Source organism: Thalassotalea euphylliae, assembly GCF_003390395.1.
GTDB classification, from domain to species: Bacteria; Pseudomonadota; Gammaproteobacteria; order Enterobacterales; family Alteromonadaceae; genus Thalassotalea_F; species Thalassotalea_F euphylliae_C.
Window position 1 is genome coordinate 327560 of the sequence record NZ_QUOV01000001.1, and the last position, 23677, is coordinate 351236.

Annotated in this window: 36 protein-coding genes; 33 read left to right on the forward strand and 3 right to left on the reverse strand. The window is 42.8% G+C overall.

The features are described from left to right. The first annotated feature begins 376 nt into the window (after window positions 1-376). The 13 genes from DXX92_RS01480 to DXX92_RS01540 all read left to right on the forward strand — a co-directional run bounded on the left by DXX92_RS01480 (window position 377) and on the right by DXX92_RS01540 (window position 9336). Window positions 377-2320 carry a RecQ family ATP-dependent DNA helicase gene (locus tag DXX92_RS01480; RefSeq protein ID WP_115998798.1) on the forward strand — a complete coding sequence of 648 codons (1944 nt, stop codon included), beginning with the start codon at window positions 377-379 and terminating at the stop codon, window positions 2318-2320. A 271-nt stretch (window positions 2321-2591) separates the two neighbouring features. Continuing rightward, a complete protein-coding gene (gene rpsJ, locus DXX92_RS01485; protein ID WP_115998799.1) occupies window positions 2592-2903 on the forward strand; it encodes a 30S ribosomal protein S10 in 312 nt (103 codons plus the stop codon). A 14-nt stretch (window positions 2904-2917) separates the two neighbouring features. Then, a complete protein-coding gene (gene rplC / locus DXX92_RS01490) occupies window positions 2918-3556 on the forward strand; it encodes a 50S ribosomal protein L3 (protein WP_115998800.1) in 639 nt (212 codons plus the stop codon). An 18-nt stretch (window positions 3557-3574) separates the two neighbouring features. Continuing rightward, on the forward strand, window positions 3575-4180 hold the full coding sequence (rplD, locus tag DXX92_RS01495; RefSeq protein WP_115998801.1) for a 50S ribosomal protein L4: 606 nt from the start codon (window positions 3575-3577) through the stop codon (window positions 4178-4180). Continuing rightward, entirely contained in the window at window positions 4177-4479 is a 303-nt protein-coding gene (gene rplW, locus DXX92_RS01500; RefSeq protein WP_115998802.1) for a 50S ribosomal protein L23, read from the forward strand. The genes rplD and rplW overlap by 4 nt, the downstream gene beginning before the upstream one ends. An 11-nt stretch (window positions 4480-4490) precedes the next feature. Further along, a complete protein-coding gene (rplB, locus tag DXX92_RS01505) occupies window positions 4491-5315 on the forward strand; it encodes a 50S ribosomal protein L2 (protein WP_115998803.1) in 825 nt (274 codons plus the stop codon). A gap of 31 nt (window positions 5316-5346) precedes the next feature. Beyond that, window positions 5347-5625 (forward strand): 30S ribosomal protein S19, encoded by a 279-nt coding sequence (rpsS, locus tag DXX92_RS01510; protein ID WP_115998804.1) that lies wholly within the window; start codon window positions 5347-5349, stop codon window positions 5623-5625. Window positions 5626-5636: 11 nt separating this feature from the next. Then, a complete protein-coding gene (rplV, locus tag DXX92_RS01515; RefSeq protein WP_115998805.1) occupies window positions 5637-5969 on the forward strand; it encodes a 50S ribosomal protein L22 in 333 nt (110 codons plus the stop codon). Between the two features lie 11 nt (window positions 5970-5980). Beyond that, on the forward strand, window positions 5981-6673 hold the full coding sequence (gene rpsC / locus DXX92_RS01520) for a 30S ribosomal protein S3 (protein ID WP_115998806.1): 693 nt from the start codon (window positions 5981-5983) through the stop codon (window positions 6671-6673). Between the two features lie 10 nt (window positions 6674-6683). Then, on the forward strand, window positions 6684-7097 hold the full coding sequence (gene rplP, locus DXX92_RS01525; protein ID WP_115998807.1) for a 50S ribosomal protein L16: 414 nt from the start codon (window positions 6684-6686) through the stop codon (window positions 7095-7097). Further along, window positions 7097-7288: a 50S ribosomal protein L29 gene (gene rpmC, locus DXX92_RS01530; RefSeq protein ID WP_115998808.1), complete on the forward strand. Its 192-nt coding sequence runs from the start codon at window positions 7097-7099 to the stop codon at window positions 7286-7288. The genes rplP and rpmC overlap by 1 nt, the downstream gene beginning before the upstream one ends. Then, a complete protein-coding gene (gene rpsQ / locus DXX92_RS01535; protein WP_115998809.1) occupies window positions 7288-7536 on the forward strand; it encodes a 30S ribosomal protein S17 in 249 nt (82 codons plus the stop codon). The genes rpmC and rpsQ overlap by 1 nt, the downstream gene beginning before the upstream one ends. 669 nt (window positions 7537-8205) lie before the next feature. Then, window positions 8206-9336: an ABC transporter substrate-binding protein gene (locus tag DXX92_RS01540; RefSeq protein ID WP_115998810.1), complete on the forward strand. Its 1131-nt coding sequence runs from the start codon at window positions 8206-8208 to the stop codon at window positions 9334-9336. Window positions 9337-9469: 133 nt separating this feature from the next. On the opposite strand, the gene yiaA is transcribed toward DXX92_RS01540, so the two are convergent. Next, on the reverse strand, window positions 9470-9913 hold the full coding sequence (gene yiaA, locus DXX92_RS01545) for an inner membrane protein YiaA (RefSeq protein WP_115998811.1): 444 nt from the start codon (window positions 9911-9913) through the stop codon (window positions 9470-9472). 190 nt (window positions 9914-10103) lie between these two features. Next, a complete protein-coding gene (locus DXX92_RS01550; protein WP_115998812.1) occupies window positions 10104-10862 on the reverse strand; it encodes a helix-turn-helix domain-containing protein in 759 nt (252 codons plus the stop codon). A 136-nt stretch (window positions 10863-10998) separates the two neighbouring features. Here DXX92_RS01550 and DXX92_RS01555 point away from each other — a divergent pair, with 136 nt between their 5' ends. Beyond that, window positions 10999-11379 (forward strand): hypothetical protein, encoded by a 381-nt coding sequence (locus DXX92_RS01555; protein ID WP_245961377.1) that lies wholly within the window; start codon window positions 10999-11001, stop codon window positions 11377-11379. Window positions 11380-11460: 81 nt separating this feature from the next. Continuing rightward, window positions 11461-12231 carry a DUF2145 domain-containing protein gene (locus DXX92_RS01560; protein ID WP_115998813.1) on the forward strand — a complete coding sequence of 257 codons (771 nt, stop codon included), beginning with the start codon at window positions 11461-11463 and terminating at the stop codon, window positions 12229-12231. A gap of 65 nt (window positions 12232-12296) precedes the next feature. On the opposite strand, the gene DXX92_RS01565 is transcribed toward DXX92_RS01560, so the two are convergent. Next, window positions 12297-14480 (reverse strand): OsmC domain/YcaO domain-containing protein, encoded by a 2184-nt coding sequence (locus DXX92_RS01565; protein WP_115998814.1) that lies wholly within the window; start codon window positions 14478-14480, stop codon window positions 12297-12299. Between the two features lie 158 nt (window positions 14481-14638). On the opposite strand from DXX92_RS01565, the gene DXX92_RS01570 reads away from it, so the two are divergent. The 18 genes from DXX92_RS01570 (at window position 14639) to rplQ (ending at window position 23655) form a co-directional block, all read left to right on the forward strand. After that, window positions 14639-14830: a hypothetical protein gene (locus tag DXX92_RS01570; RefSeq protein WP_115998815.1), complete on the forward strand. Its 192-nt coding sequence runs from the start codon at window positions 14639-14641 to the stop codon at window positions 14828-14830. 327 nt (window positions 14831-15157) lie between these two features. Then, on the forward strand, window positions 15158-15526 hold the full coding sequence (gene rplN / locus DXX92_RS01575; protein WP_115998816.1) for a 50S ribosomal protein L14: 369 nt from the start codon (window positions 15158-15160) through the stop codon (window positions 15524-15526). 12 nt (window positions 15527-15538) lie between these two features. Continuing rightward, on the forward strand, window positions 15539-15853 hold the full coding sequence (gene rplX, locus DXX92_RS01580; protein WP_115998817.1) for a 50S ribosomal protein L24: 315 nt from the start codon (window positions 15539-15541) through the stop codon (window positions 15851-15853). Window positions 15854-15867: 14 nt separating this feature from the next. Beyond that, window positions 15868-16407: a 50S ribosomal protein L5 gene (gene rplE, locus DXX92_RS01585; RefSeq protein WP_115998818.1), complete on the forward strand. Its 540-nt coding sequence runs from the start codon at window positions 15868-15870 to the stop codon at window positions 16405-16407. A gap of 11 nt (window positions 16408-16418) precedes the next feature. After that, complete coding sequence (rpsN, locus tag DXX92_RS01590) at window positions 16419-16724, forward strand: 30S ribosomal protein S14 (RefSeq protein WP_115998819.1); 306 nt, start codon at window positions 16419-16421, stop codon at window positions 16722-16724. Between the two features lie 13 nt (window positions 16725-16737). Further along, window positions 16738-17130, forward strand: coding sequence for a 30S ribosomal protein S8 (gene rpsH, locus DXX92_RS01595; protein WP_116002256.1), 393 nt, complete (start codon window positions 16738-16740; stop codon window positions 17128-17130). Between the two features lie 11 nt (window positions 17131-17141). Further along, window positions 17142-17675 carry a 50S ribosomal protein L6 gene (gene rplF / locus DXX92_RS01600; protein ID WP_115998820.1) on the forward strand — a complete coding sequence of 178 codons (534 nt, stop codon included), beginning with the start codon at window positions 17142-17144 and terminating at the stop codon, window positions 17673-17675. A gap of 9 nt (window positions 17676-17684) precedes the next feature. Then, window positions 17685-18038 carry a 50S ribosomal protein L18 gene (rplR, locus tag DXX92_RS01605; protein ID WP_115998821.1) on the forward strand — a complete coding sequence of 118 codons (354 nt, stop codon included), beginning with the start codon at window positions 17685-17687 and terminating at the stop codon, window positions 18036-18038. Window positions 18039-18047: 9 nt separating this feature from the next. Continuing rightward, complete coding sequence (rpsE, locus tag DXX92_RS01610; RefSeq protein WP_115998822.1) at window positions 18048-18554, forward strand: 30S ribosomal protein S5; 507 nt, start codon at window positions 18048-18050, stop codon at window positions 18552-18554. Window positions 18555-18560: 6 nt separating this feature from the next. Next, entirely contained in the window at window positions 18561-18740 is a 180-nt protein-coding gene (gene rpmD, locus DXX92_RS01615; protein WP_115998823.1) for a 50S ribosomal protein L30, read from the forward strand. A gap of 2 nt (window positions 18741-18742) precedes the next feature. Next, window positions 18743-19177, forward strand: coding sequence for a 50S ribosomal protein L15 (gene rplO / locus DXX92_RS01620; protein ID WP_115998824.1), 435 nt, complete (start codon window positions 18743-18745; stop codon window positions 19175-19177). 8 nt (window positions 19178-19185) lie between these two features. Continuing rightward, window positions 19186-20508 (forward strand): preprotein translocase subunit SecY, encoded by a 1323-nt coding sequence (secY, locus tag DXX92_RS01625; RefSeq protein ID WP_115998825.1) that lies wholly within the window; start codon window positions 19186-19188, stop codon window positions 20506-20508. Between the two features lie 19 nt (window positions 20509-20527). Beyond that, on the forward strand, window positions 20528-20644 hold the full coding sequence (rpmJ, locus tag DXX92_RS01630; protein WP_074496180.1) for a 50S ribosomal protein L36: 117 nt from the start codon (window positions 20528-20530) through the stop codon (window positions 20642-20644). Window positions 20645-20794: 150 nt separating this feature from the next. Beyond that, window positions 20795-21151, forward strand: coding sequence for a 30S ribosomal protein S13 (gene rpsM, locus DXX92_RS01635; protein WP_115998826.1), 357 nt, complete (start codon window positions 20795-20797; stop codon window positions 21149-21151). A 14-nt stretch (window positions 21152-21165) separates the two neighbouring features. Continuing rightward, window positions 21166-21555: a 30S ribosomal protein S11 gene (gene rpsK / locus DXX92_RS01640; RefSeq protein ID WP_076420861.1), complete on the forward strand. Its 390-nt coding sequence runs from the start codon at window positions 21166-21168 to the stop codon at window positions 21553-21555. Window positions 21556-21577: 22 nt separating this feature from the next. After that, window positions 21578-22198: a 30S ribosomal protein S4 gene (gene rpsD, locus DXX92_RS01645; RefSeq protein ID WP_115998827.1), complete on the forward strand. Its 621-nt coding sequence runs from the start codon at window positions 21578-21580 to the stop codon at window positions 22196-22198. A gap of 24 nt (window positions 22199-22222) precedes the next feature. Beyond that, window positions 22223-23212: a DNA-directed RNA polymerase subunit alpha gene (locus tag DXX92_RS01650; protein ID WP_115998828.1), complete on the forward strand. Its 990-nt coding sequence runs from the start codon at window positions 22223-22225 to the stop codon at window positions 23210-23212. A 38-nt stretch (window positions 23213-23250) separates the two neighbouring features. Further along, window positions 23251-23655, forward strand: a complete 405-nt coding sequence (rplQ, locus tag DXX92_RS01655) for a 50S ribosomal protein L17 (RefSeq protein ID WP_115998829.1) — start codon at window positions 23251-23253, stop codon at window positions 23653-23655. Window positions 23656-23677 lie beyond the last annotated feature (22 nt).

The following is a 23677-nucleotide window of genomic DNA, read 5'->3' on the forward strand; positions in this document are numbered from 1 at the left end:
GAACTTAACGAAAACCAACATAGAAAAAGTTGAAATTAATCGTTTCACCGCTGAACTGTATCAATTTAGCGGATTCTTGCAGGTAAATAAGTGCTAACCACGTTTCAGCTAATGCTATAGTAATCAGCTAACTATGAATGCTATGGGCTGGGTAAAACGGAGAACACTGTGGTTCAGCACTAACCCTAGAGTATCTGCCTATTATAGGTATGGTTGATCAGATGATCTCATCACCAATGCACTCTAACCATATCTGGAATGATAAAATCCGGAATGATATAAGCTCAATGGCACAAGTATTAACTGAGCAAAATATGAACGTCGCGTTTAAGCGCTGCAAAACAATTGCGCATAACAATAGCAAAAGGAACTTGTGATGAATTTAACCCCGTCACTACAACAGTATTTCGGCTTTGACCAATTTAGGGCAGGGCAAGAGCAAGTCATTCAGCAACTTTTGGCTGGCAATTCTTCATTGGCGATATTTCCAACCGGCTCGGGTAAGTCCTTGTGCTATCAATTAGCTGCGCTGCATTTACCGCACTTAACCTTAGTAGTCTCACCTTTACTAGCCTTAATGAAAGACCAATTAGCATTTTTGCGCAGTAAAGGTATTAATGCTGCCAGTATTGATTCAACATTAAGCTACGAGGAGTACCAGCGAGTAGTGCAGGGGCTTAATAACGGCGAAATCAAAATATTGATGGTTTCCGTTGAGCGATTCAAGAATGAACGCTTTCGGCAACTGATTAATCGCTTATCTATTTCTATGCTCGCCGTTGATGAAGCGCATTGTGTGTCAGAGTGGGGGCATAACTTTCGACCGGACTATCTCAAACTGCCTAGCTACGCCAAAGAGCTTAATATTCCATTAACGCTACTATTAACTGCAACCGCGACTAAACAAGTTAAGCAAGATATGGCAGAGCGCTTTGCCATCGCATCAGAGCATATCGTGCAGACAGGTTTTTATCGGCAAAACTTGGATTTATCAGTGGTTGCTTGTTTAGAAGAGCAAAAGCAGGCGCAGTTATTACAGGTGGTTTCTCAACAGCAACGAAACAGCTGTGGTGTGGTTTATGTCACCTTGCAACAATCTGCCGAACAGGTGGCGAGTTTTCTTTTACAGCAAGGTATAAATGCAAAAGCCTACCATGCGGGGTTAGATAATGAAGTGCGCAGTGATATTCAGCAACGGTTTATGGCAGGGGAAGTTCAAGTGGTTGTGGCCACCATTGCCTTTGGTATGGGGGTAGATAAAAGTGATATTCGCTTTGTGATTCATTATGACCTGCCCAAATCGATTGAAAACTATAGCCAGGAAATTGGTCGTGCGGGGCGCGATGGTCAGCCAAGCAATTGTATTGTGTTAGCGAATCTTGATGGCTTAACCGTTTTGGAAAACTTCGTTTATGGTGACACGCCAGAGCAAACTGGTATCGAACATGTACTTAATGATATTCGCGAAGAGCAGGAACATGGTAATTGGTCCCTGCAATTACATCGCTTATCGACGGCCAGCAATATTAAGCAGTTACCACTAAAAACTTTGTTAGTGCAACTTGAGTTGGCGGGTGCACTGCAATCCAGCTATAGCTACTTTGCCGAAGTAAAGTTTAAGTTTGTTAGCACGGCGCAAGAGATTGTTGCCATGTTTGAGGGCGAGCGACAACAGTTTCTACAAACTATTTTCGATTATTCCGCGGGTAAGAAAGTTTGGTATCAGCCAGATTTTGATGCCATCAGCCACCATAGCGGTAGCGATCGCAAACGTATATTAACTGCACTTGAATACTTAGCCGATAAAGGGTTAATCGCAATCGAAACCAAACAAGTAACCGATGTTTATCGAGTGAATCAGCAAGCGCTTACTAATGAAGGGTTAGCTGAGTACCTAGCAGATTACTTTGCCAGTAATGAAAGCAAAGAGATCGCGCGTTTAAGTCGATTAGTGGCGTTTTTTAATTCTGCTGATTGTTTAACCGCGCAACTCGCCAATTATTTTGATGATAACCAAGCGCCTGAGCATTGTGGCCATTGCAGTGTCTGTCGAGGTCAGGTGGCCAACCTTGCACTATCTGCGCAAAGCGTGTGGCCAGAAGATGACGTAATTAAAGCTGCCGCTAGTGAATTGGTAGCGCATTTATCCCCTAAAGTTGAGCAACCTATTTCAATCACCACGATAAGTCGATTCCTTGCTGGCATGACAGTGCCGATCTTCGGTCGCCATAAAGTGAAATCGTTGAGTGGTTTTGGCTTATGTCAGCAATTGCCTTATGCCGAGGTTAAACAAAAATTGAATCATTTACTTAGCGCATGATGCTACGTGAACTTAATAGCTCGCTTGAAACCACCATTTAAATTAAGTGTTGCACTTTTAAGCAGTTTAAGTATAATGCGCGTCCACGTTGGCGAATGCCTACGTGAGATGTAAAGGTTACTTAGCCATTGCCTTTAAGCAAAGCCAAGTAATTCTTGCTATACAGCGACTCCGATTGGGAGTCGAATGAAATAATCGGTACACCCCCCTTCAATCACTATGAAGGCGATGGGCTGTACTTTGTTCGTTCTTTTATTAGGGGATTTGATAAATGTCAAATCAAAGAATTCGCATTCGTTTGAAAGCGTTCGATCATCGTTTGATTGATCAATCTACAGCAGAGATCGTTGACACTGCTAAACGCACTGGTGCACAGGTTCGTGGTCCTATTCCATTACCAACGCGCAAAGAGCGTTTCACTGTTTTGATTTCTCCACACGTTAACAAAGATGCGCGTGACCAGTACGAGATTCGTACTCACAAGCGTTTAATTGATATCGTAGAACCAACTGAAAAGACTGTTGATGCATTAATGCGTTTAGACTTAGCAGCTGGTGTCGACGTTCAAATTAGCTTGGGTTAATAGGGGGTTTTAACATGACTATAGGTCTAGTTGGACGTAAAGTTGGTATGACTCGCATCTTCTCTGAAGATGGCGTTTCAACTCCAGTAACTGTCCTAGAAGTTGAAGCTAACCGTGTTGCTCAGGTAAAAACTGTAGACAACGATGGTTACTCAGCGATTCAAGTTACTACTGGTGCTAAAAAAGCTAACCGTGTAAACAAGCCAGCAGCTGGTCACTTTGCGAAAGCAGGTATCGAAGCAGGTCGTGGTTTATGGGAATTCCGTTTAGCGGAAGGCGAAGGTGCAGAATTAGCAACTGGTAGCGAAATCACTGTTGAGCTATTCAACGATACTAAATTAGTAGACGTGACAGGCACTTCAAAGGGTAAAGGTTTCCAAGGCGGTATCAAACGTTGGAATTTCCGTACTCAAGATATGTCACACGGTAACTCATTGTCTCACCGTTCAAACGGTTCAATCGGTCAATGTCAAACACCAGGTCGCGTATTTAAAGGCAAAAAAATGTCTGGTCACATGGGTGCTGCGAAAGTTACTACGCAAAACCTTGAGTTAGTTCGCGTAGATGCTGAACGTAACTTGCTTCTTATTAAAGGTGCAGTTCCGGGTCACGTAAACGCTGACGTAATCATCAAGCCAGCTGTTAAAGCCTAACGTCTGAGGAGAATTTTGATGGAATTAGCATTAAAAGACGCGTCAGGCGCTGTTGAAGTTTCAGAAGCAACGTTCGGTCGTGAATTCAACGAAGCTTTAGTACACCAAGTAGTTGTTGCTTACGCAGCAGGTGCTCGTCAAGGTACTGTTAAGCAAAAGAACCGTTCTGAAGTTAGCGGCGGTGGTAAAAAGCCATGGCGTCAAAAAGGTACTGGCCGTGCACGTGCTGGTACAACTCGTGGTCCAATCTGGAGAACTGGTGGCGTAACTTTCGCTGCGCGTCCTCAAGACCACAGCCAAAAAGTAAACCGTAAGATGTATCGTGGTGCGATCCAAAGCATCCTTTCTGAGTTAGTTCGTCAAGACCGTTTAGTGGTTGTTAACGACTTCGCAGTAGATACACCTAAAACTAAAGAATTAGTTGCTAAGCTTAAAGGTTTAGAACTTAAAGATGTATTAATCGTTACACCTGAAGTAGACGAGAACTTATTCTTATCTGCTCGCAACTTATACAAAGTTGACGTTCGTGACGTTCAAGGCATCGACCCAGTTTCTTTAGTTGGTTTCGAAAAAGTATTAATGACTGCTGGTGCGGTTAAGCAAATTGAGGAGATGTTAGCATGATAAGCGAAGAACGTTTGTTGAAAGTGCTATTGGCACCAAACATTTCTGAAAAAGCAACAATGGCTGCTGAAGCAAACAACACAGTTGTTTTCAAAGTTGCTACTACTGCTACAAAAGCTGAAATCAAAGCCGCTGTTGAGCAACTTTTCGAAGTAAAAGTTGATGGTGTTCGTACTCTAAATGTTAAGGGTAAAACAAAGCGTACAGGTGCTCGTTTTGGTCGTCGTAGCGACTGGAAAAAAGCGTACGTTACTCTTGCTGAAGGTAGCGACATCGACTTCGTTGGCGCAGAAGCATAGGAGAAGTACAAATGGCTGTAGTTAAATGTAAACCAACTTCTCCGGGTCGTCGCCACGTCGTTAAAGTGGTTAACCCGGACTTGTACAAAGGTAAGCCTTACGCACCACTTTTAGAGAAAAACTCTAAGTCTGGCGGTCGTAACAATACTGGTCGTATTACAGTTCGTCACGTTGGTGGTGGTCACAAGCATCACTATCGCGTAATTGACTTTAAACGTACTAAAGACGGTATCCCTGCAAAAGTTGAGCGTTTGGAATATGATCCAAACCGCAGCGCAAACATCGCTTTAGTATTATACGCAGACGGTGAGCGTCGTTACATCTTAGCACCTAAAGGTGTTCAAGCTGGCGATTCAATCCAGTCTGGTGTAGATGCACCTATCAAAGCAGGTAATACGTTGCCACTTCGCAACATGCCGCTAGGTAGTGTAATCCACGCAATCGAATTGAAGCCTGGTAAAGGTGCTCAAATCGCGCGTGCTGCTGGTACTTATGCACAGTTAGTTGCTAAAGACGGCGCTTACGTAACTCTACGTCTTCGTTCAGGCGAAATGCGTAAAGTTGAAGCGGAATGTCGTGCAACTTTAGGTGAAATCGGTAACGCAGAACACATGTTACGTTCTCTTGGTAAAGCTGGTGCTTCGCGCTGGCGTGGTGTTCGTCCTACCGTACGTGGTGTGGCGATGAACCCGGTTGATCACCCGCACGGTGGTGGTGAAGGTCGTACTTCAGGTGGTCGTCACCCAGTATCTCCTTGGGGTGTACCTACTAAGGGTTACAAGACTCGTAAGAACAAGCGTACTGATAAGTTCATCGTACGTCGTCGTACTAAGTAATAGTACTAGTTATTAAATAAGAGGAAATACCATGCCACGTTCTCTCAAGAAAGGTCCATTTATTGACCTACACTTGTTGACGAAGGTAGAGAAAGCTCTGGAAAGCGGGAACAAGAAACCTATTAAGACTTGGTCTCGTCGTTCAATGATCATCCCAAACATGATCGGATTGACCATTGCTGTCCATAATGGCCGTCAACACGTACCTGTATTTGTAACTGATGAAATGATCGGTCACAAATTAGGTGAATTTGCACCAACTCGCACTTACCGCGGTCACGCTGCGGACAAGAAAGCGAAGAAGAAGTAAGGGGAAGTTAAATGGAAGCAATTGCTAAACATAAATTTGCCCGCGGTTCTGCGCAAAAAGCACGTTTAGTGGTAGACCAAATCCGTGGTCTTCACGTTGAAAAAGCGTTAGAAATCTTAGAATACAGCAACAAATCAGCTGCTGTTTTAGTTAAGAAAGTTCTAAACTCAGCGATCGCTAATGCAGAGCACAACGAAGGTGCAGACATCGATGAATTATTCGTTAAAACTATTATGGTTGACGATGGTCCTACGATGAAACGTATCAAGCCACGTGCGAAAGGTCGCGCGGATCGTATCCTTAAGCGTACTAGTCACATTACTGTGATTGTTGCTGATAGCTAGGAGATATTAGTATGGGTCAAAAAGTACATCCTACCGGTATTCGCTTAGGTATCACAAAGCCTTTCGCGTCTACATGGTTTGCAAGCACTAAAGAGTTTGCAGATAACATTCATGGCGATCACTTAGTACGTCAATACTTAACTGAAAAGTTAAAGCGTGCTTCGTTATCAAAAATCGTAATCGAGCGTCCAGCTAAGTCTATCCGCGTAACTATTCACACGGCTCGTCCGGGTGTTGTTATCGGTAAGAAAGGTGAAGACGTAGAAAAGTTACGTTTACACGTATCTAAAATCGCTGGTGTACCTGCGCAAATCAACATTGCTGAAGTACGTAAGCCAGAGATGGATGCACAACTAGTTGCTGATAGCATTGCTAGCCAACTAGAGCGTCGTGTTATGTTCCGTCGCGCGATGAAGCGTGCCGTACAGAACGCTATGCGTTTAGGTGCTAAAGGTATCAAAGTTGAAGTTAGTGGTCGTTTAGGCGGCGCGGACATCGCTCGTTCAGAGTGGTACCGTGAAGGTCGTGTACCATTACACACTTTACGTGCTGATATCGATTACGCAACTGCACGTGGTGAAACTACTTACGGTACTATCGGTATCAAAGTGTGGATCTTCAAAGGTGAAGTTATCGGTGGTATGCCTGCACAGGTTGAAGCACCAGCTAAGCCTAAGAAGCGCAACAACCGCAAGAGCAAGTAGGAGTTAAGTAATGTTACAACCAAAACGTACTAAATTCCGTAAGCAAATGAAACTGCGTAACCGTGGTCTTGCACACACTGGTAGCACAGTTAGCTTCGGTACTTACGGTTTGAAATCTGTTGAGCGTGGTCGTATGACAGCTCGTCAAATCGAAGCAGCTCGTCGTGCAATGACACGTCACGTTAAGCGTCAAGGTAAAATCTGGATCCGTGTATTCCCAGACAAGCCAATTACCAAGAAGCCTCTTGAGGTTCGTATGGGTAAAGGTAAAGGTTCTGTAGAATACTGGGTATGTCAAATTCTACCGGGTCGTGTTCTTTATGAAATGGAAGGTGTTCCAGAGGAATTAGCACGCGAAGCTTTCGAGCTTGCAGCAGCTAAACTTCCGTTCAAAACAACCTTCGTAACTAGAACGGTGATGTAATGAAAGCTAACGAACTTAAAGAAAAAAGCATTGAAGAGCTTAATGCTGAATTACTTAACTTACTACGTGAGCAATTTAACTTACGTATGCAAGCAAGTACTGGCCAGTTAGCTCAAACACACATGCTACGTACAGTGCGTCGCAACATTGCACGCGTTAAAACCATCATCACTGAGAAGGCAGGTGCGTAATGACTGATAAAATCCGTACATTACAAGGTCGCGTAGTTAGCGACAAGATGGACAAGTCGATCACAGTGTTGATTGAGCGTCGTGTAAAACACCCTATCTACGGTAAATTCATTACGCGTTCAACTAAGTTGAAAGCACACGATGAAGCTAACGTATGTAACGCGGGCGACGTAGTAACTATTCGTGAATGTGCACCAATCTCTAAGACTAAGTCTTGGACTTTGGTTGACGTAGTAGAAAAAGCTTAATCGCTTAACTACTAAATCACTTTAGTTATACTAAAAAGGCTCTGCTGTTAATTCAGCAGAGCCTTTTGTTTTTGGCATTTTATGAATCTGCAGCTCAGCCTAATAGCTCTATGACTAAGTCTTGGACTTTGGTTGACACTTATCGTCGCTAAAGTAAAAAAGCTTAGTCGCTTAACTACTAAATCACTTTAGTTATATTAAAAAGGCTCTGCTATTTATTTAGCGGAGCCTTTTGTTTTTGGCATTTTATGAGTGTGCAGCTCAGCCTAATAGCTCTATGACTAAGTCTTGGACTTTGGTTGACACTTATTGTCACTAAAGTAAAAAAGCTTAATCGCTGAGCTACTAAATCACTTTAGTTATATTAAAAAGGCTCTGCTGTTAATTCAGCAGGGCCTTTTGTTTTTAGGCATTTCGATGGCTGTAAAGTGTATTAGAGCCCTCGAGCGTCAATTGTCTGTGTCAAAAATGAAAAACCTATCGAAAAGATAAGCCTTTCATATGTGACTATTGCAGCGCCTTTACTATATTAATTGGGCTTAGACATAGTGGCTAATGTAGCGCTCTCGATGGAGCCTGTAATCGAGACAAGCAGAAGCCAATAGATAGATGGTCTATAGTTAACAATTAGCAAACGTGTTACTGATTGATCTACAAACGATTCTTTTCATGAAAACGTACACCCCCTGGATCTTAATTATATCCTTCTTACTTTGTAGCCCTGTAGCTGCAGCGCAAGATCTTGCAAAAGATTTTAAAGTTGTATTCATAAACCCAGGCCATGCTCAAGGAGATGCAACTGGGCGCTTTTGGTCGAATGTCAGTAAAATCATGCAAGCTGCTGCAGATGATTTGAATGTTGAATTAATTACTCTTTTTGCCAACAGAAATCATATTCAAATGAAGGCATTAGCGAATGAAGCATTGGAGTACAATCCTGATTACGCCATTATCGTTAATGAAAAGGGCAGCGGGCTCGCGCAACTTAAACTATTCGCTAAACATGAAATTCCCGTTTTTGCGCTATTAAATGGATTTAACAATAAAGAGCGTGAGAGCTTATCTGAGTCAGAGCAAAAATCTCTCATTGGTAGTGTTGTGCCGGATAACAGGAAAGCAGGTGAATATTTATTGAGTGAGTTGATTTCTTTGCTTGAAAAAAACTCAGACTCTATTAATTTGCTTGCCTTGAGAGGAGACTTTGCTTCTGCCGCGGCTATTGAAAGAGCACACGGTCTACAGCAGGTCTTATCAGCGCATAAGCAGGTCAGGTTAATAGATTATCCAGTTGCTAATTGGTCAAAGGCCGAAGCATATATAAAGGTAAAGGGCATTCTTCAACGCGCCCGTGTCGATATAATTTGGTCGGCTAATGACCCTATGGCTTTTGGTGCATTGGAAGCAGTACAAGACGCAAACTTACCTTATCCTGTAACGGTAGGTGGAATGAACTGGGACGAAACCAACCTAAATTCTACGCTCGACGTTTCATTGGGCGGACATGTCGTTTTGGGTGCTAAAGCACTTGCCATGCTATCTGACTATCACCAACAGGATATACAGCCCTGCGAGATGAATGTTGTAATCGACATTTTTCAATCGAGTTTAGAAGGGAATATGAGTCGCTTTTTGAAAAACCTTGTAAATGATAGCCTACATAAAATAGACTTCTCGCGCTTTTCTCAAAGGCATCCCGAAACTGCACTTTTTAGCCTAGAAACATTTATCTCACAAACTTACCTACCTTTACCTATAGAGCCATCAACTGATAATGCTTTGCTCAAAGGTAACTGCGCTTGAATAAATTAGTTAGTTTATCTATAACGCTTCACTAGCAAGGTTTTATAAAACCTTGCTGGATTTGTCAGATTAAAATCGCTTAGTTGCTGTGATGTATACCTTGCAACAAAGCAATGTCAGTATTTACAGTAGACTATATCGATTGTTCTTCTGCGGACTCTTGTTGTTCAATTGCTGTCGCTACCTGTGATGAAACAGCAATACTATCCCTAACATTTTTCTGTACAGTAATCGCCGCGAATCCACTGAGCAAATAAGCCATGGCATAAAAGCCTTTTTCACTTAGCAGTAAGTCAGCATTTATTAAACCTATAGTTAGCAGAGCAATTGCGGCGGCTGCCGCTACCCAGCACATCAGCACATAGGGTTTTGAAATGGTTTGACCTTCTAATTTATCTCTCACCGTTTTTTGTAGCGAGACGAAGGAAAACAGGCCAAAAATAAGAATAGCGAAGTAGTAGCCTTTTTCATTAAGTTCCATTTGAGCGTTTAGTAAGCCGATACAAAAACTTGCTATACCTGAAATTAACATTGCGATAGATACTAAAACAAATGCTTTGGTGGGTTTTCCGTTCATGTTCTTTTCTCCTTATTTATTCTTAATTGGCTAAAACCATGTGTGTTGACGGCAATGAGTATTGGTTGCCAGTGAACAAAAGTAAATCTGCATTTCCAAAGGCTAGGCTGATAAGACTGCAAGTAGCAATAAGCTAGACTTAGTCCCTTTATGAACTGCTCGGGCATTGCTAAATGCTAAGTTATAGCGATTATGGCATGCCATGGTTTGAGTTTGGCTTCCTGAACTGTTCAAATAGCGATGGCTCCCATGGGCGCATGGCGAAGAGCATCCCCATATGTTTACGCTTGTTGAGTGGCAGGTTACTGTCTTCGATATTGAGTTCGGCAGCTTCTTTGGTTAATTGGTTTAGTTTCCGTTGAATAATATCAATCGACGTTTGCGAATATCGTCCTCGCAGATAAAAGCGAAAGCTGTCTTCACTATCAAACTTGCTGGCCATAAAGCGATTAAGCACCTCTTTTTCCATAAATCTTTCTAACGGCCCGTTACTAATCCAACGAAAATCTTGAGCGATAAGCAGCTTGTAGTTGTTATTAGGCAATAGCTGAATCAGTTTGATTTTGTCCAATTTTACCATTAACCGAATGGCTTCATGCAGTTCGATATCATAGTGCTCAATAATTTCCTCAAACTTCCAGTAGTCTCTCACTAGTACAGCCATTAAAAGGAGTTTGGGGTTGTCGATAAGCTCCTGTTCTTGTTCAAAGGTGAGCTCTGTGATTTTTTCTTGTTGTTGCTTTGCTGAGAGAGCGAAAAGGTCTGACAGGGTTAGGTTGATGATATTGCAAATTTGTTCTAGCCGTTCGAGTGAAAAACTGTGATTTGCAAATACGCGTTTGATATTTGCCTCGCTCATATCTAGCACGTCAGCAATATGACGATAGGTAATACTGTGCTGCTTGAGTAGTAGCTTAAGTGTATCCGTTACTTGTTTTATCTGGCTCATTCCTTGTCCCGTATCACGCTAAAGTATCAGAATTTAATACTTTAAGTTGTTTTAATTAATACATCAAACAGCTTGATTTACAGGTCGCTCGCCTCTGACTAAGTTAAATAACAATTCAACTGTTAAGGAAAAACTGATGAACACATTTATCAACTCAATGCCTAAATTTGCTACTTGCGCTCTTTTAATTGGCGCTATGGTTACTTCTTCTGCGGCTTTCGCAGAGCCATCAACTAATCATGGTAGTAAAGCAAGCAAACACTCTGCTTTAGCCCTTTCCCATGGTGCGGCTGGCAGTGCGCAAGTTGCCAGCGCAGTAGTGGCAGTGCCATTGCTCGTCGGGGGGAGTGTAGCGGTTAGCGCAGGCGTTGCGAGTGTTGAGCTGGCAGAGGGAATGTCAGACGCGGCAACTAGCAGTGCTCGTAGCGTCAAACATCACCACCCAGTGGAGTTAGAAGTCACAGAAATCACGATCACCGTTGATCGTTCTCCCACTGAAGCAATGAAAAAGCAATAACGCCTTCGTTTAGTAGAGTCTACCTAACGAAACCGTAGTGAAAGGCAGTCGTCAATTATTTATGAGTAGCAGGAAGCAGATATGAAAAACTTATTTTTAGTCGTGTTAACGTTATTGGCGTTTAACGCGTTTGCTGGCAGCAACCAAGTCGCCGAAGCGAGATTTAAACCTGAGCAAATCGCTAAGTTTGCCAAAGACGTTGAAAAGTATGCGGCCAAACAAGGTGCTAGAGCCTTTATTATTGCTAGAGTTGGGCAGCCCCAATCGAAATTGCCAAAAGGCATTGAGTTTACTCATACGGCAATTGCAGTGTACTCCCAAATCACTGTAGATAATGGTGAAAAGGTAAATGGTTATGCCATTCACAACCTTTATCAAGATGGTGAAAATGGTGGGAAAAGCGCATTGGTAACAGATTACCCAGTTGATTTTTTCTGGGGTGCTTTCGACCTAAAAGCCGGCATAATTATTCCGACACCTGAGCTGCAAACCAAGATTATTGAAGTTATTACCAGTGGTAAGAATCAGTTACTACATAACCCTAAATATTCGTTAATTGCGAATCCGTTTAACAGTCAGTATCAAAATTGTACCGAACATACGCTTGATATTATTAATGCTGCGATTTACCAAACGACTGACAAGCGCCAGTTAAAAGCGAACGCGCGTGAGTATTTTGACCCACAACGTGTCAGAGTCAGTGGCTTTAAATTAGCCTTGGGCGGTTTGTTTGCTGATGGCGTAACGACTCGGGATCACAAAGGAAAAGTGAAAACAGCGTCTTTTGGCTCTATTGGGCGATATCTAGAAAAATATGAACTGGCAGGTGATACCCTTATCTTCAGAGGATAAAGTTGTAAAGCTAGAAGAAAAGCGCTACTTAATAAGAAGTAGCGCTGCTTAATAATACTGAAACGTTATAGGGCTTTTTCCGCCCTTGCTTGATGCAGCTTCTTATAGCTTTCAATCAAACGTAGGTGTGGCTCAATTCCTTCCAGTGCCATGCTGGTTTCAGTCAAGCCATGGAAGTTATCAGTACCATTAATGAGTCCTATTACTTCAGCCATACGATCTTCACCATACATACGAGTGAATGCCGTTTGGTAATGCTCGAATTCAAGCTCTTCATTTAATGCAACTTCCAGTGTGTTGTGTACCGCGCGGAAGAACATAGTGCGTTCCACGGTATTGTCGTTGTATTGAAGGAAGTCGCCAATGAGTTCAAAAGCTTGCTCTAAGCCACCAACTGCTAAGTAGATCAAAATTTTAAGTTCGATAATGGTGAGTTGTCCCCATACCGTATTCTCATCAAACTCAATGCCAATTAGCGTGCGAATATCAATGTAGTTATCTAACTGACTTTCTTCCAAGCGCTCTACTAAATCGATTAGTTCGTCTTCTGATAAGCGATGAAGGTTAAGAATATCTTCACGGTAGTGCAGGGCTTTGTTGGTATTGTCCCAAATCAAATCTTCGACTGGATAAACTTCCGAATAATCAGGTACTAAAATACGGCATGCCGTAGCGCCTAAATCATCGTAAGTGGCGATATAAACTTCTTTACCAAGTGATTCCAAAATGGCGAGTAGCTGTTGGTTCTCTTCTTCATTTGTGCCAGAGAAATCCCATTCCACAAACTCGTAATCTTCCTTGCTACTAAAAAAGCGCCATGAAATGACACCAGTTGAGTCAATAAAGTGTTCAACAAAGTTTTCTGGCTCTTGCACTGCCATACTATTGAACGTTGGTTTTGGTACGTCGTTTAAGCCTTCAAAGCTTCTGCCTTGAAGTAACTCGGTTAAACTGCGCTCTAATGCCACTTCAAAACTAGGGTGTGCACCGAATGATGCAAATACGCCACCCGTTCTTGGGTTCATCAGCGTCACGCACATTACTGGGAATTGACCGCCAAGCGAAGCATCTTTAACAACAACAGGGAAGCCTTGCTCTTCTAACCCTTGAATACCTGCAAGAATGCTTGGGTATTTCTCCAATACGGATAGCGGGACATCAGGCAATACAATTTCTTGTTCAATGATCTGGCGTTTAACCGCACGCTCAAAAATTTCCGATAAACACTGTACTTGTGCCTCAAAAATGTTGTTGCCGGCGCTCATACCGTTACTGAGGAATAAGTTCTCAATTAGGTTAGATGGGAAATATACGGTTTCACCATCTGAATGGCGCTGATAGGGCAGGGCAACAATACCGCGCTCAATATTACCTGAGTTAGTATCAATCAGGTGCGAACCACACAGTTCGTCATCGGGGTTGTAAATTTCTAGTGTGTAGTCGTCCAGAAGACCTGTCGGCAAGCTGTCATCTTCGGTTAGTTGGAACCATTTTTCATTTGGATAGTGAACAAAATCAGCATTCGCTATTTCCTCACCGAAGAATTGGTCGTTGTAAAAGAAGTTGCAGTTTAGGCGTTCAATAAATTCGCCAAGTGCTGAACATAACGCACTTTCTTTGGTCGCTCCTTTACCATTGGTAAAGCACATGGGTGAGGCCGCATCGCGAATATTCAGTGACCACACATTAGGCACAATATTACGCCATGAGGTGACTTCGATTTTCATGCCCAAGTTTTCGAGAATGCCCGTCATGTTCTCAATGGTTTTTTCTAGTGGCAAGTCTTTACCCAAAATGTAAGTCGAAGCGGCTTCATCCGGTGATACCATGATCATGGCTTGGTTGTCGGCGTCTAGGTTGTCGACTGTTTCAATTTTAAACTCTGGGCCGGTTTGAACCACTTTCTTAACGGTACAACGTTCAATTGAACGCAGAATTCCCTTTTTGTCTTTCTCAGAAATATCGTCTGGTAGCTCAACGTTAATCTGGAAGATTTGATTGTAGCGATCTTCTGGATCAACAATATTGTTTTGCGATAGGCGAATATTATCAGTAGAGATGTCTCTGGCCTTACAGTACACCTTAATAAAGTAAGCGGCACACAATGCAGAAGACGCTAAAAAGTAATCAAATGGGCTAGGTGCTGAGCCATCACCTTTATAGCGGATAGGTTGGTCAGCGATAACGGTAAAATCATCAAACTTCGCTTCTAAGCGCAAATTGTCAAGAAAGTTAACCTTGATTTCCATAGAGTATCCTAATAACACGCGAGTAACTTACGTCGATAAAGTTACTGCATTGCTGAGCAGCTAATAGACTGCGTTCAAGCGATAATAAGTATTCCTGTAATTATCGGTGTTTTTAGCCTAATAGTCTTGGAAAAATTGTTACTTTGTAAATAGTAAAGGTGACAATAGTAGTAGGGCTCGCAAACAATGAAACTAGCAAGAAGCCTGAGCAAATAGATACCTCGCAATCCATACTGAAAAATGTTACGGAATTCTCAGCAGGTGACAGCAAAAAAGACAAAGTACTAGCCATTAAAAATCGCCTCAATGCGCTATCTCTGGAGCAAACCTTCGAAAAAAAGCAAATATAGTGATGGAACACGAATTAGAGATTGAAGGCTCAGCGGCAAAGAAGTTCTTGTTAAGTATGATTAAAACCTAGTCAATAAAAATAGCTTTTGGGTAACCAATTGATACAGTTGTCTGTTAACTCATCAATGTAAAATGGCATAGCTAGCGGTAGTTAATTATCCATTTTCAGTCTTTAATTTCGCCAATTAATTTAATTGTTCAAATAAAGTACCATTTTGAAATGGGTGGTGTTATAATCTCGCGCCCGCCGAATTCCGGTTGGGTTTTAAAGGCAGTGACGGGTCAAATTTCTGGCCTTGAATTTATTAACAGCGGAGCACATATAAATGATCCAAATGCAATCACAGCTTGATGTTGCTGATAACAGTGGCGCAAAGCGTGTACAGTGTATAAAGGTCCTTGGTGGCTCGCACCGTCGCTACGCACGCATTGGCGATATCATCAAAGTTGCAGTGAAGGAAGCAATTCCTCGCGGCAAAGTTAAAAAAGGTGATGTTTTAAACGCGGTAGTGGTGCGCACTAAAAAGGGCGTACGTCGTTCAGATGGTTCTACCATTCGTTTCGACGGCAACTCGGCAGTAATGTTAAATGCTAACTTACAGCCAATTGGTACTCGTATTTTCGGGCCAGTAACACGTGAACTAAGAACTGAAAAGTTCATGAAAATCGTGTCACTAGCACCAGAAGTACTATAAGGAGTCACGATAATGGCATCTAAGATTCGTCGTGATGATGAAGTAATTGTACTTGCAGGTAAAGACAAGGGCAAAACTGGTAAAGTTACCAAAGTTCTTGTTGAAGACAGCAAAGTATTTGTGGAAGGCGTTAACTTAGTCAAGAAGCACCAGAAGCCTGTACCTCAGTTACAGCAAGCTGGCGGCATCATTGAAAAAGAAGCACCAATCCACGTTTCAAACGTAGCGATCGTTAACCCTGCGACGGGCAAAGCGGATCGTGTTGGTTTTAGAATTGAAGACGGCAAAAAAGTTCGTTTCTTCAAGTCTAATAACGAATTAGTTTAATATTGGAGTAAACGATGGCGAAACTGCATGATTTTTACAAAGATACAGTTGTAGCTGAACTTCAAAAGAAGTTCGAATACAAAAGTGTCATGCAAGTCCCTCGGATTGAAAAGATCACCCTAAACATGGGTGTTGGTGAAGCTATTACTGATAAAAAAGTATTAGAAAACGCCACAAATGATCTTACTGCAATCTCAGGTCAAAAGCCTTTAATCACGAAAGCACGCAAATCAGTTGCTGGCTTCAAAATTCGTGAAGGCTACCCTATTGGCGCAAAAGTAACTCTGCGCGGTGAGCGCATGTGGGAATTCTTAGAGCGTTTAATCTCTATTTCAGTTCCTCGTATCCGTGACTTCCGTGGCTTGAACCCTAAATCGTTCGATGGCCGTGGTAACTACAGCATGGGCGTGCGTGAGCAAATCATTTTCCCTGAAATCGACTACGATAAAGTCGATAAGATCCGTGGTATGGATATTACTATCACTACTACTGCGGCATCTGACGAGGAAGGTCGTGCTTTGCTGACTGCCTTTAACTTCCCGTTTAAGAAATAAGGTGTAGAGTTATGGCTAAATCATCTATGAAAGCACGCGAAGCTAAGCGCACTAAATTAGTCGCTAAGTACGCAGAAAAGCGCCGTGCACTTAAAGAAATTATCTCAAACGTAAACTCTTCTGAAGAAGAGCGTTGGGATGCAGTATTAAAACTTCAATCTTTACCACGTGATTCAAGTTCTTCACGTCAACGTAACCGTTGTAACGTAACAGGCCGTCCACACGGTTACTTACGTAAGTTCGGTTTAAGCCGTATCAAGTTGCGTGAGCACATGATGCGCGGTGAAGTACCTGGTCTTAAGAAAGCTAGTTGGTAATAAGGAGAAAGCAATTATGATGACTGATCCTATCGCGGACATGTTTACACGCATCCGCAACGGTCAAGCTGCAACTAAAACTGCAGTAACTATGCCTTCTTCAAAGCTAAAAGTAGCTATTGCTAACTTGCTTAAAGAAGAAGGTTACATTTCAGATTTCGCAGTAGCAGGTGAAGCAAAGCCTGAACTAACTGTTGAGTTGAAATACTTCGAAGGTAAAGAAGTAATCGAAACAATCAAACGTGTTTCTCGTCCAGGTCTACGTGTATACAAAGGTCGTGACGAATTACCACAAGTGTTAGCAGGCTTAGGTATTGCTATTGTTTCTACTTCTAAAGGTTTAATGACTGATCGCGCTGCTCGCACTGCGGGCCTAGGTGGCGAGATCATCGGTTTCGTAGCGTAAGGAGCAAGAATATGTCTCGTGTTGCAAAAGCACCTGTGTCAATTCCTGCTGGCGTTACTGTTACGTTATCAGGTCAAGACATTACTGTTAAAGGTCCACAAGGCGAACTTTCTCGCACTATCAACAGCTTAGTAAACGTTGCTCAAGAAGGCGACACTCTTACTACAACTGTTGCTGTAGAAAGCAAAGCGGCGTGGATGCAAGCTGGTACAGCGCGCGCTAACATCAACAACATGGTGGAAGGCGTAAGCAAAGGCTTCACTAAGAAATTAATTCTTAATGGTGTTGGTTACCGTGCAAAAGCTGCTGGTAAAGTGTTAAACCTTTCTTTAGGTTTCTCTCACCCAGTTGATCACGCTATTCCTGAAGGAATCAAGTGTGAAACTCCTAGCCAAACTGAAGTTGTACTTACTGGTGCAGACAAGCAGTTGGTTGGTCAAGTTGCTGCAAACATTCGTTCATACCGTGAGCCAGAGCCTTACAAAGGTAAAGGTATCCGTTACGATGACGAACACGTTCGCCGTAAAGAAGCTAAGAAGAAGTAGGGTAATACGATGGATAAGAAAACATCTCGTTTACGCCGTGCAAAACGTGCACGTGCAAAAATCAGCGAGTTGGGTGCGAATCGTTTAGTCGTATTCCGTACTCCTCGTCACATTTACGCACAACTTATCGCTCCAACTGGCTCTGAAGTAGTTGCTTCTGCATCTACTCTAGACAAAGAAGTGAAAGCACAAGTTGAAAAAACTGGTAACATCGCTGCAGCAACTGCTGTAGGTAAAGCAATCGCAGAACGCGCAAAAGCTAAAGGCATTGAGTCTGTAGCATTTGATCGCTCTGGTTTCCGTTACCACGGTCGCGTAAAAGCGTTAGCAGAAGCAGCTCGTGAAGCTGGCCTTCAGTTCTAGGAGTTGATCATGGCTAATGTAGAAAACACACAACAACAAACAGATATGGCTGAAAAGCTAATCGCTGTTAACCGCGTATCAAAAGTGGTTAAAGGTGGTCGTATTTTCAGTTTCACAGCATTAACTGTAGTTGGTGACGGTAATGGCCGCGTTGGTTTTGGTTACGGTAAGGCACGTGAAGTTCCTGCTGCAATCCAAAAAGCAATGGAAAAGGCTCGTCGTAACTTAGTAACTGTTGACTTGAAGGGTACTACTCTTCAGCACCCAGTTAAGGGTCGTCACTCAGGTTCTAAAGTTTACATGCAACCTGCTTCTGAAGGTACAGGTATCATCGCCGGTGGTGCGATGCGTGCAGTACTAGAAGTTGCTGGCGTTCAGAACGTACTATCTAAAGCGTACGGTTCTACTAACCCAATCAACGTTGTACGCGCAACTATCGGTGCTCTAGCGAACATGAAGTCGCCTGAGTCTGTAGCTGCTAAGCGTGGTAAAAACGTTGCTGACATCTTGGGGTAATCAAGCATGGCTAAAACAGTTAAAGTAACTCAAGTTAAAAGTTCAATCGGTCGCTTACCTAAGCACCGTGCGACATTACGTGGCCTTGGTTTACGTCGTATCAACCACACAGTAGAGTTAGAAGATACTCCTTCTGTACGCGGTATGATTAATCAAGTACATTACATGATTAAGGTGGAGGACTAATTATGCGTTTAAATACATTATCTCCTGCACCAGGCGCTAAATCAGCCAAGAAACGTGTAGGTCGCGGTATCGGTTCTGGTTTAGGTAAAACAGGTGGTCGCGGTCACAAAGGTCAGAAGTCTCGTTCTGGCGGTGGCGTACGTCCTGGTTTCGAAGGCGGTCAAATGCCTTTAAAACAACGTTTACCTAAGTTCGGTTTCACTTCTCGTAAGTCTTTAGTTCACGCTGAAGTTCGTTTACACGAGTTGAACAAAATCGAAGGCGATGTTGTTGACATTCACACGTTAAAAGACGCTAACCTTATCACGCGTAACATTGAAACAGTTAAGATCATGCTTTCTGGCGAGATCACTAAGCCTGTAACAATTCGTGGTATTGGTGTTACTAAAGGCGCACGTGCAGCCATTGAAGCTGCTGGCGGTAAAATCGAGGAATAATACAGACTATGGCTAAACCAGGTACGGATAAAGCTCAAGGTGGACTAACCGAGCTTAAGCAAAGATTATGGTTCGTGGTACTTGCACTTATCGTGTTCAGACTTGGATCATTTGTGCCAATCCCTGGTATTGACGCCGCTGTATTAGCTCAGTTGTTTGAACAACAAAAGGGCACCATCGTAGAAATGTTTAACATGTTCTCTGGTGGTGCACTTGAGCGTGCCTCTGTACTGGCACTCGGTATTATGCCGTACATTTCAGCTTCGATTATCATGCAGTTATTAACTGTAGTTCACCCAGCAATGGCTGAACTGAAAAAAGAAGGTGAAGCTGGACGTCGTAAGATCAGCCAGTACACTCGCTACGGTACTTTAGTATTAGCAACAGTTCAGTCAATCGCGATTGCTCGTGGTTTACCGGCTATGATGCCTGGCCTCGTGATTAACGAAGGCATGGGCTTCTACTTCACTGCGGTCGTTTCTTTGGTTACCGGCACCATGTTCTTAATGTGGTTAGGTGAGCAAATTACCGAACGTGGTATTGGTAATGGTATCTCGATTTTAATTTTCGCTGGTATTGTTGCTGGTATGCCATCCGCTGTTGGTCAAACAGCAGAGATGGCGCGTCAAGGTGAATTGCACTTATTAGTATTATTGCTAATTGCAGTGATTGTGTTCGCAGTAACCTTCTTTGTTGTATTTGTTGAACGTGGTCAACGTCGTATCGTTGTTAACTACGCGAAGCGTCAACAAGGCCGTAAGGTGTTTGCTGCACAAAGCACGCATTTACCATTGAAAGTGAATATGGCTGGTGTTATTCCACCAATTTTCGCTTCAAGCATTATCTTGTTCCCTGGAACATTGGCTAACTGGTTTGGTCAAGGTGATGGTGCGGTAGCTGATTTCTTCCAGAACTTGTCAATGGCAATTTCTCCGGGTCAGCCTCTGTATGTAATGCTACTAGCTGCTGCGATAATCTTTTTCTGCTTCTTCTACACGGCGTTGGTTTTCAACCCGCGTGAAACAGCAGATAACCTGAAAAAGTCTGGTGCGTTTATTCCAGGTATTCGTCCTGGTGAGCAGACTTCGAAATATATCGATAAAGTAATGACGCGTTTAACCTTAGCTGGTGCGTTATACATTACTTTTATATGTTTGGTTCCTGAGTTTATGATGATTGCGTGGGACGTTCAGTTCTACTTTGGTGGTACATCGCTACTTATCATTGTTGTAGTAATCATGGACTTTATGGCACAAGTACAAACTCATTTGATGTCTCATCAATATGACAGCGTGCTTAAAAAAGCTAATCTTAAAGGCTACGGCCGATAAGGTTTAACGGAGTAGTAAGATGAAAGTTCGTGCATCCGTAAAAAAGATTTGCCGCAACTGTAAAGTTGTTAAGCGTGCAGGTGTTGTTCGTGTAATTTGCAAGACCGACCCTAAGCACAAGCAACGCCAAGGTTAATTTACCCTTAGCTAGCTAAATCTTTTAGAAGTGGCATTATGGAGATATTTCTGTATAATGCCGCTTCGCTTTGCAAAAAGGTTCAGGTTGAGTATCCTAACGGGCTTTTCAACCTGTGGTTATTAATTTTTAAATATAGGAGATGTGTTAGTGGCCCGTATCGCTGGCATTAACATCCCTGATCGTAAGCATGCAGTAATTGCCCTTACTGCGATTTACGGTATCGGTTTAACTCGCTCAAAAGCAATTTTGGCGGCAACTGGTATCGCAGAATCTACTAAGATCAGCGAATTAGACGAAGCTCAAATTGATTTGCTTCGTGCAGAAGTGGATAAGTACACCGTTGAAGGTGACTTACGCCGTGAAGTTTCTATGAACATCAAGCGTCTGATGGACCTTGGCTGTTTCCGTGGTATTCGCCATCGTCGCAGTCTTCCTCTACGTGGTCAACGCACTAAAACTAATGCGCGCACCCGTAAAGGTCCTCGTAAGCCTATTAAAAAGTAACGAGGTAATTAGACATGGCTAAAACTCCAGTTCGTACGCGTAAGCGCGTAAAAAAACAAGTTGCTGATGGCATGGCTCATATCCATGCTTCTTTCAACAACACAATCGTAACTCTTACTGACCGTCAAGGTAATGCATTATCTTGGGCAACTGCTGGTGGTTCAGGTTTCCGTGGTTCACGTAAATCTACTCCATTTGCTGCTCAGGTAGCTGCAGATCGCGCTGGTAAAGCTGCGCAAGAGTTTGGTTTGAAGAATATTGAAGTATTCGTTAAAGGTCCAGGTCCAGGTCGTGAATCTGCAATCCGTGCCTTAAATGCTGCTGGTTTTAAAATCACCAACATTACTGACGTTACTCCTATTCCTCATAATGGTTGTCGTCCTCCTAAGAAACGTCGCGTTTAATTAGGATAGTTGGAGAAAGAAAATGGCAAGATATTTAGGTCCTAAGCTAAAACTTAGCCGTCGTGAAGGTACTGACTTATTCCTTAAGTCTGGTGTTCGCGCGATCGATACTAAATGTAAAATCGAAACTATCCCAGGTCAGCACGGCGCGCGTCGCGGTCGTTTATCTGACTATGGTGTTCAGCTTCGTGAAAAACAAAAAGTACGTCGTATCTACGGTGTATTAGAGAAGCAATTCCGTAACTACTACAAAGAAGCGGCTCGTCTAAAAGGCAACACAGGTGAAAACTTGTTACAACTTTTAGAAACTCGTTTAGACAACGTAGTTTACCGCATGGGTTACGCAAGCACACGTGCTGAAGCACGTCAGCTAGTGAGCCACAAAGCAATCGTAGTAAACGGTGTTGTTGTAAACATTCCATCTTTCACTGTTAAAGCAGAAGATGTGGTTTCAATCCGTGAAAAAGCTAAAACTCAAGCGCGTATCGTTGCTGCTTTAGAATTAGCTGAACAACGCGAGAAGCCAGTCTGGGTTGAAGTAGACAACAAGAAAATGGAAGGCGTGTTCAAGCGTGTTCCTGAGCGTTCAGACTTGTCTGCTGAAATTAATGAACAGTTGATTGTCGAGCTTTACTCGAAGTAAAGCTGAACTTTAAGAGAGGACACAATGCAGGGTTCTGTAACCGAATTCTTAAGACCACGTTTAGTAGATGTTGAAACTATCAGCCCTACTCGCTCTAAAGTTACACTAGAGCCATTAGAGCGTGGTTTTGGTCACACTTTAGGTAACGCTTTACGTCGTATTTTACTATCTTCAATGCCAGGTTGTGCTGTCACGGAAGTAGAAATTGATGGCGTATTACACGAGTACAGCAGTAAAGAAGGTGTTCAAGAGGACATCATCGAAATTTTGCTGAACCTTAAAGGACTAGCCGTTCGCTTAGAAGGCAAAAACGAAGCTGTTCTAACGATCACAAAGTCTGGTGAAGGCCCTGTTACGGCTGCTGATATTCAGCACGATGGTGATGTAGAAATTGCAAATCCAGAGCACGTTATTTGTCACTTAACAGGTGACGGCTCTATCAGCATGCGTATCAAAGTAGAGTTAGGTCGTGGTTACGTTCCAGCTTCTACTCGTCGCGAAGCCGAAGAAGAAGAGCGAGCAATTGGCCGTTTATTGGTTGATGCTTCATTCAGTCCTGTAGAAAGAATTGCTTATGACGTAGATTCTGCACGTGTTGAACAACGTACAGATCTAGATAAGCTAATTATCGACATGGAAACTAACGGTACGTTGGATCCAGAAGAAGCTATCCGTCGCGCTTCAACTATTTTAGCTGAACAGCTAGATGCGTTTGTTGAGTTACGTGATGTGACAGAAGTGGAGCAAAAAGAAGAGAAACCTCTATTTGACCCAATTCTTCTTCGTCCTGTTGATGACTTAGAGTTAACTGTTCGTTCAGCGAACTGTTTAAAAGCAGAAGCAATTCAGTATATCGGTGATTTAGTACAGCGTGCAGAAGTAGAACTTCTTAAAACACCTAACTTAGGTAAGAAGTCACTTACTGAAATCAAAGACGTGTTAGCGTCTCGTGGTTTATCTTTAGGTATGCGCCTAGAGAACTGGCCACCAGAAAGCATTGCTGATAACGACTAAATCGATATCGTAACCTAATAGTAGAGAAGGATTAACTTATGCGCCATCGTAAAAGCGGTCGCCAGTTAAACCGTAATAGCAGTCATCGCCAAGCGATGTTCCGCAATATGGCAAGCTCTTTAGTTAAGCACGGTGTGATCAAAACTACTGTTGCTAAAGCTAAAGAATTACGTCGCGTAGTTGAGCCACTAATTACATTGGCAAAAACTGACAGCGTTGCAAACCGTCGTTTAGCATTCGCTCGTACACGTGACCAAGAAGTAGTAGGTCTTTTATTCAGCGAACTTGGTCCTCGTTACCAAGAGCGTCCAGGTGGTTACACTCGCATTCTTAAATGCGGTTACCGTACTGGTGATAAAGCGCCTATGGCTTATGTTGAGTTAGTAGATCGTCCAGTTGTTGAAGAAGCAGCTGAAACAGAAGAAGCTAACACTGAAGCATAAACCACGCTTTAAGTGAAAGACT

Bases quoted from the DNA above. Each gene is read 5' to 3' on its own strand.
- DXX92_RS01550 (WP_115998812.1), bottom strand. From the start codon at position 10,862: ATGAGCCAGATAAAACAAGTAACGGATACACTTAAGCTACTACTCAAG.
- DXX92_RS01565 (WP_115998814.1), bottom strand. From the start codon at position 14,480: ATGGAAATCAAGGTTAACTTTCTTGACAATTTGCGCTTAGAAGCGAAG.
- DXX92_RS01555 (WP_245961377.1), top strand. From the start codon at position 10,999: ATGAACACATTTATCAACTCAATGCCTAAATTTGCTACTTGCGCTCTT.
- rpsS (WP_115998804.1), top strand. From the start codon at position 5,347: ATGCCACGTTCTCTCAAGAAAGGTCCATTTATTGACCTACACTTGTTG.
- rpmD (WP_115998823.1), top strand. From the start codon at position 18,561: ATGGCTAAAACAGTTAAAGTAACTCAAGTTAAAAGTTCAATCGGTCGC.
- rpmJ (WP_074496180.1), top strand. From the start codon at position 20,528: ATGAAAGTTCGTGCATCCGTAAAAAAGATTTGCCGCAACTGTAAAGTT.
- rplN (WP_115998816.1), top strand. From the start codon at position 15,158: ATGATCCAAATGCAATCACAGCTTGATGTTGCTGATAACAGTGGCGCA.
- DXX92_RS01540 (WP_115998810.1), top strand. From the start codon at position 8,206: ATGAAAACGTACACCCCCTGGATCTTAATTATATCCTTCTTACTTTGT.
- DXX92_RS01560 (WP_115998813.1), top strand. From the start codon at position 11,461: ATGAAAAACTTATTTTTAGTCGTGTTAACGTTATTGGCGTTTAACGCG.
- DXX92_RS01650 (WP_115998828.1), top strand. From the start codon at position 22,223: ATGCAGGGTTCTGTAACCGAATTCTTAAGACCACGTTTAGTAGATGTT.
- rpsN (WP_115998819.1), top strand. From the start codon at position 16,419: ATGGCTAAATCATCTATGAAAGCACGCGAAGCTAAGCGCACTAAATTA.
- rplR (WP_115998821.1), top strand. From the start codon at position 17,685: ATGGATAAGAAAACATCTCGTTTACGCCGTGCAAAACGTGCACGTGCA.
- rplX (WP_115998817.1), top strand. From the start codon at position 15,539: ATGGCATCTAAGATTCGTCGTGATGATGAAGTAATTGTACTTGCAGGT.
- rplB (WP_115998803.1), top strand. From the start codon at position 4,491: ATGGCTGTAGTTAAATGTAAACCAACTTCTCCGGGTCGTCGCCACGTC.
- rpsK (WP_076420861.1), top strand. From the start codon at position 21,166: ATGGCTAAAACTCCAGTTCGTACGCGTAAGCGCGTAAAAAAACAAGTT.
- DXX92_RS01480 (WP_115998798.1), top strand. From the start codon at position 377: ATGAATTTAACCCCGTCACTACAACAGTATTTCGGCTTTGACCAATTT.
- rpmC (WP_115998808.1), top strand. From the start codon at position 7,097: ATGAAAGCTAACGAACTTAAAGAAAAAAGCATTGAAGAGCTTAATGCT.
- rplP (WP_115998807.1), top strand. From the start codon at position 6,684: ATGTTACAACCAAAACGTACTAAATTCCGTAAGCAAATGAAACTGCGT.
- rplF (WP_115998820.1), top strand. From the start codon at position 17,142: ATGTCTCGTGTTGCAAAAGCACCTGTGTCAATTCCTGCTGGCGTTACT.
- rplE (WP_115998818.1), top strand. From the start codon at position 15,868: ATGGCGAAACTGCATGATTTTTACAAAGATACAGTTGTAGCTGAACTT.
- rplQ (WP_115998829.1), top strand. From the start codon at position 23,251: ATGCGCCATCGTAAAAGCGGTCGCCAGTTAAACCGTAATAGCAGTCAT.
- rpsQ (WP_115998809.1), top strand. From the start codon at position 7,288: ATGACTGATAAAATCCGTACATTACAAGGTCGCGTAGTTAGCGACAAG.
- rpsJ (WP_115998799.1), top strand. From the start codon at position 2,592: ATGTCAAATCAAAGAATTCGCATTCGTTTGAAAGCGTTCGATCATCGT.
- rplV (WP_115998805.1), top strand. From the start codon at position 5,637: ATGGAAGCAATTGCTAAACATAAATTTGCCCGCGGTTCTGCGCAAAAA.
- rpsD (WP_115998827.1), top strand. From the start codon at position 21,578: ATGGCAAGATATTTAGGTCCTAAGCTAAAACTTAGCCGTCGTGAAGGT.
- secY (WP_115998825.1), top strand. From the start codon at position 19,186: ATGGCTAAACCAGGTACGGATAAAGCTCAAGGTGGACTAACCGAGCTT.
- rplC (WP_115998800.1), top strand. From the start codon at position 2,918: ATGACTATAGGTCTAGTTGGACGTAAAGTTGGTATGACTCGCATCTTC.
- rpsC (WP_115998806.1), top strand. From the start codon at position 5,981: ATGGGTCAAAAAGTACATCCTACCGGTATTCGCTTAGGTATCACAAAG.
- rplD (WP_115998801.1), top strand. From the start codon at position 3,575: ATGGAATTAGCATTAAAAGACGCGTCAGGCGCTGTTGAAGTTTCAGAA.
- rplW (WP_115998802.1), top strand. From the start codon at position 4,177: ATGATAAGCGAAGAACGTTTGTTGAAAGTGCTATTGGCACCAAACATT.
- rplO (WP_115998824.1), top strand. From the start codon at position 18,743: ATGCGTTTAAATACATTATCTCCTGCACCAGGCGCTAAATCAGCCAAG.
- yiaA (WP_115998811.1), bottom strand. From the start codon at position 9,913: ATGAACGGAAAACCCACCAAAGCATTTGTTTTAGTATCTATCGCAATG.
- rpsE (WP_115998822.1), top strand. From the start codon at position 18,048: ATGGCTAATGTAGAAAACACACAACAACAAACAGATATGGCTGAAAAG.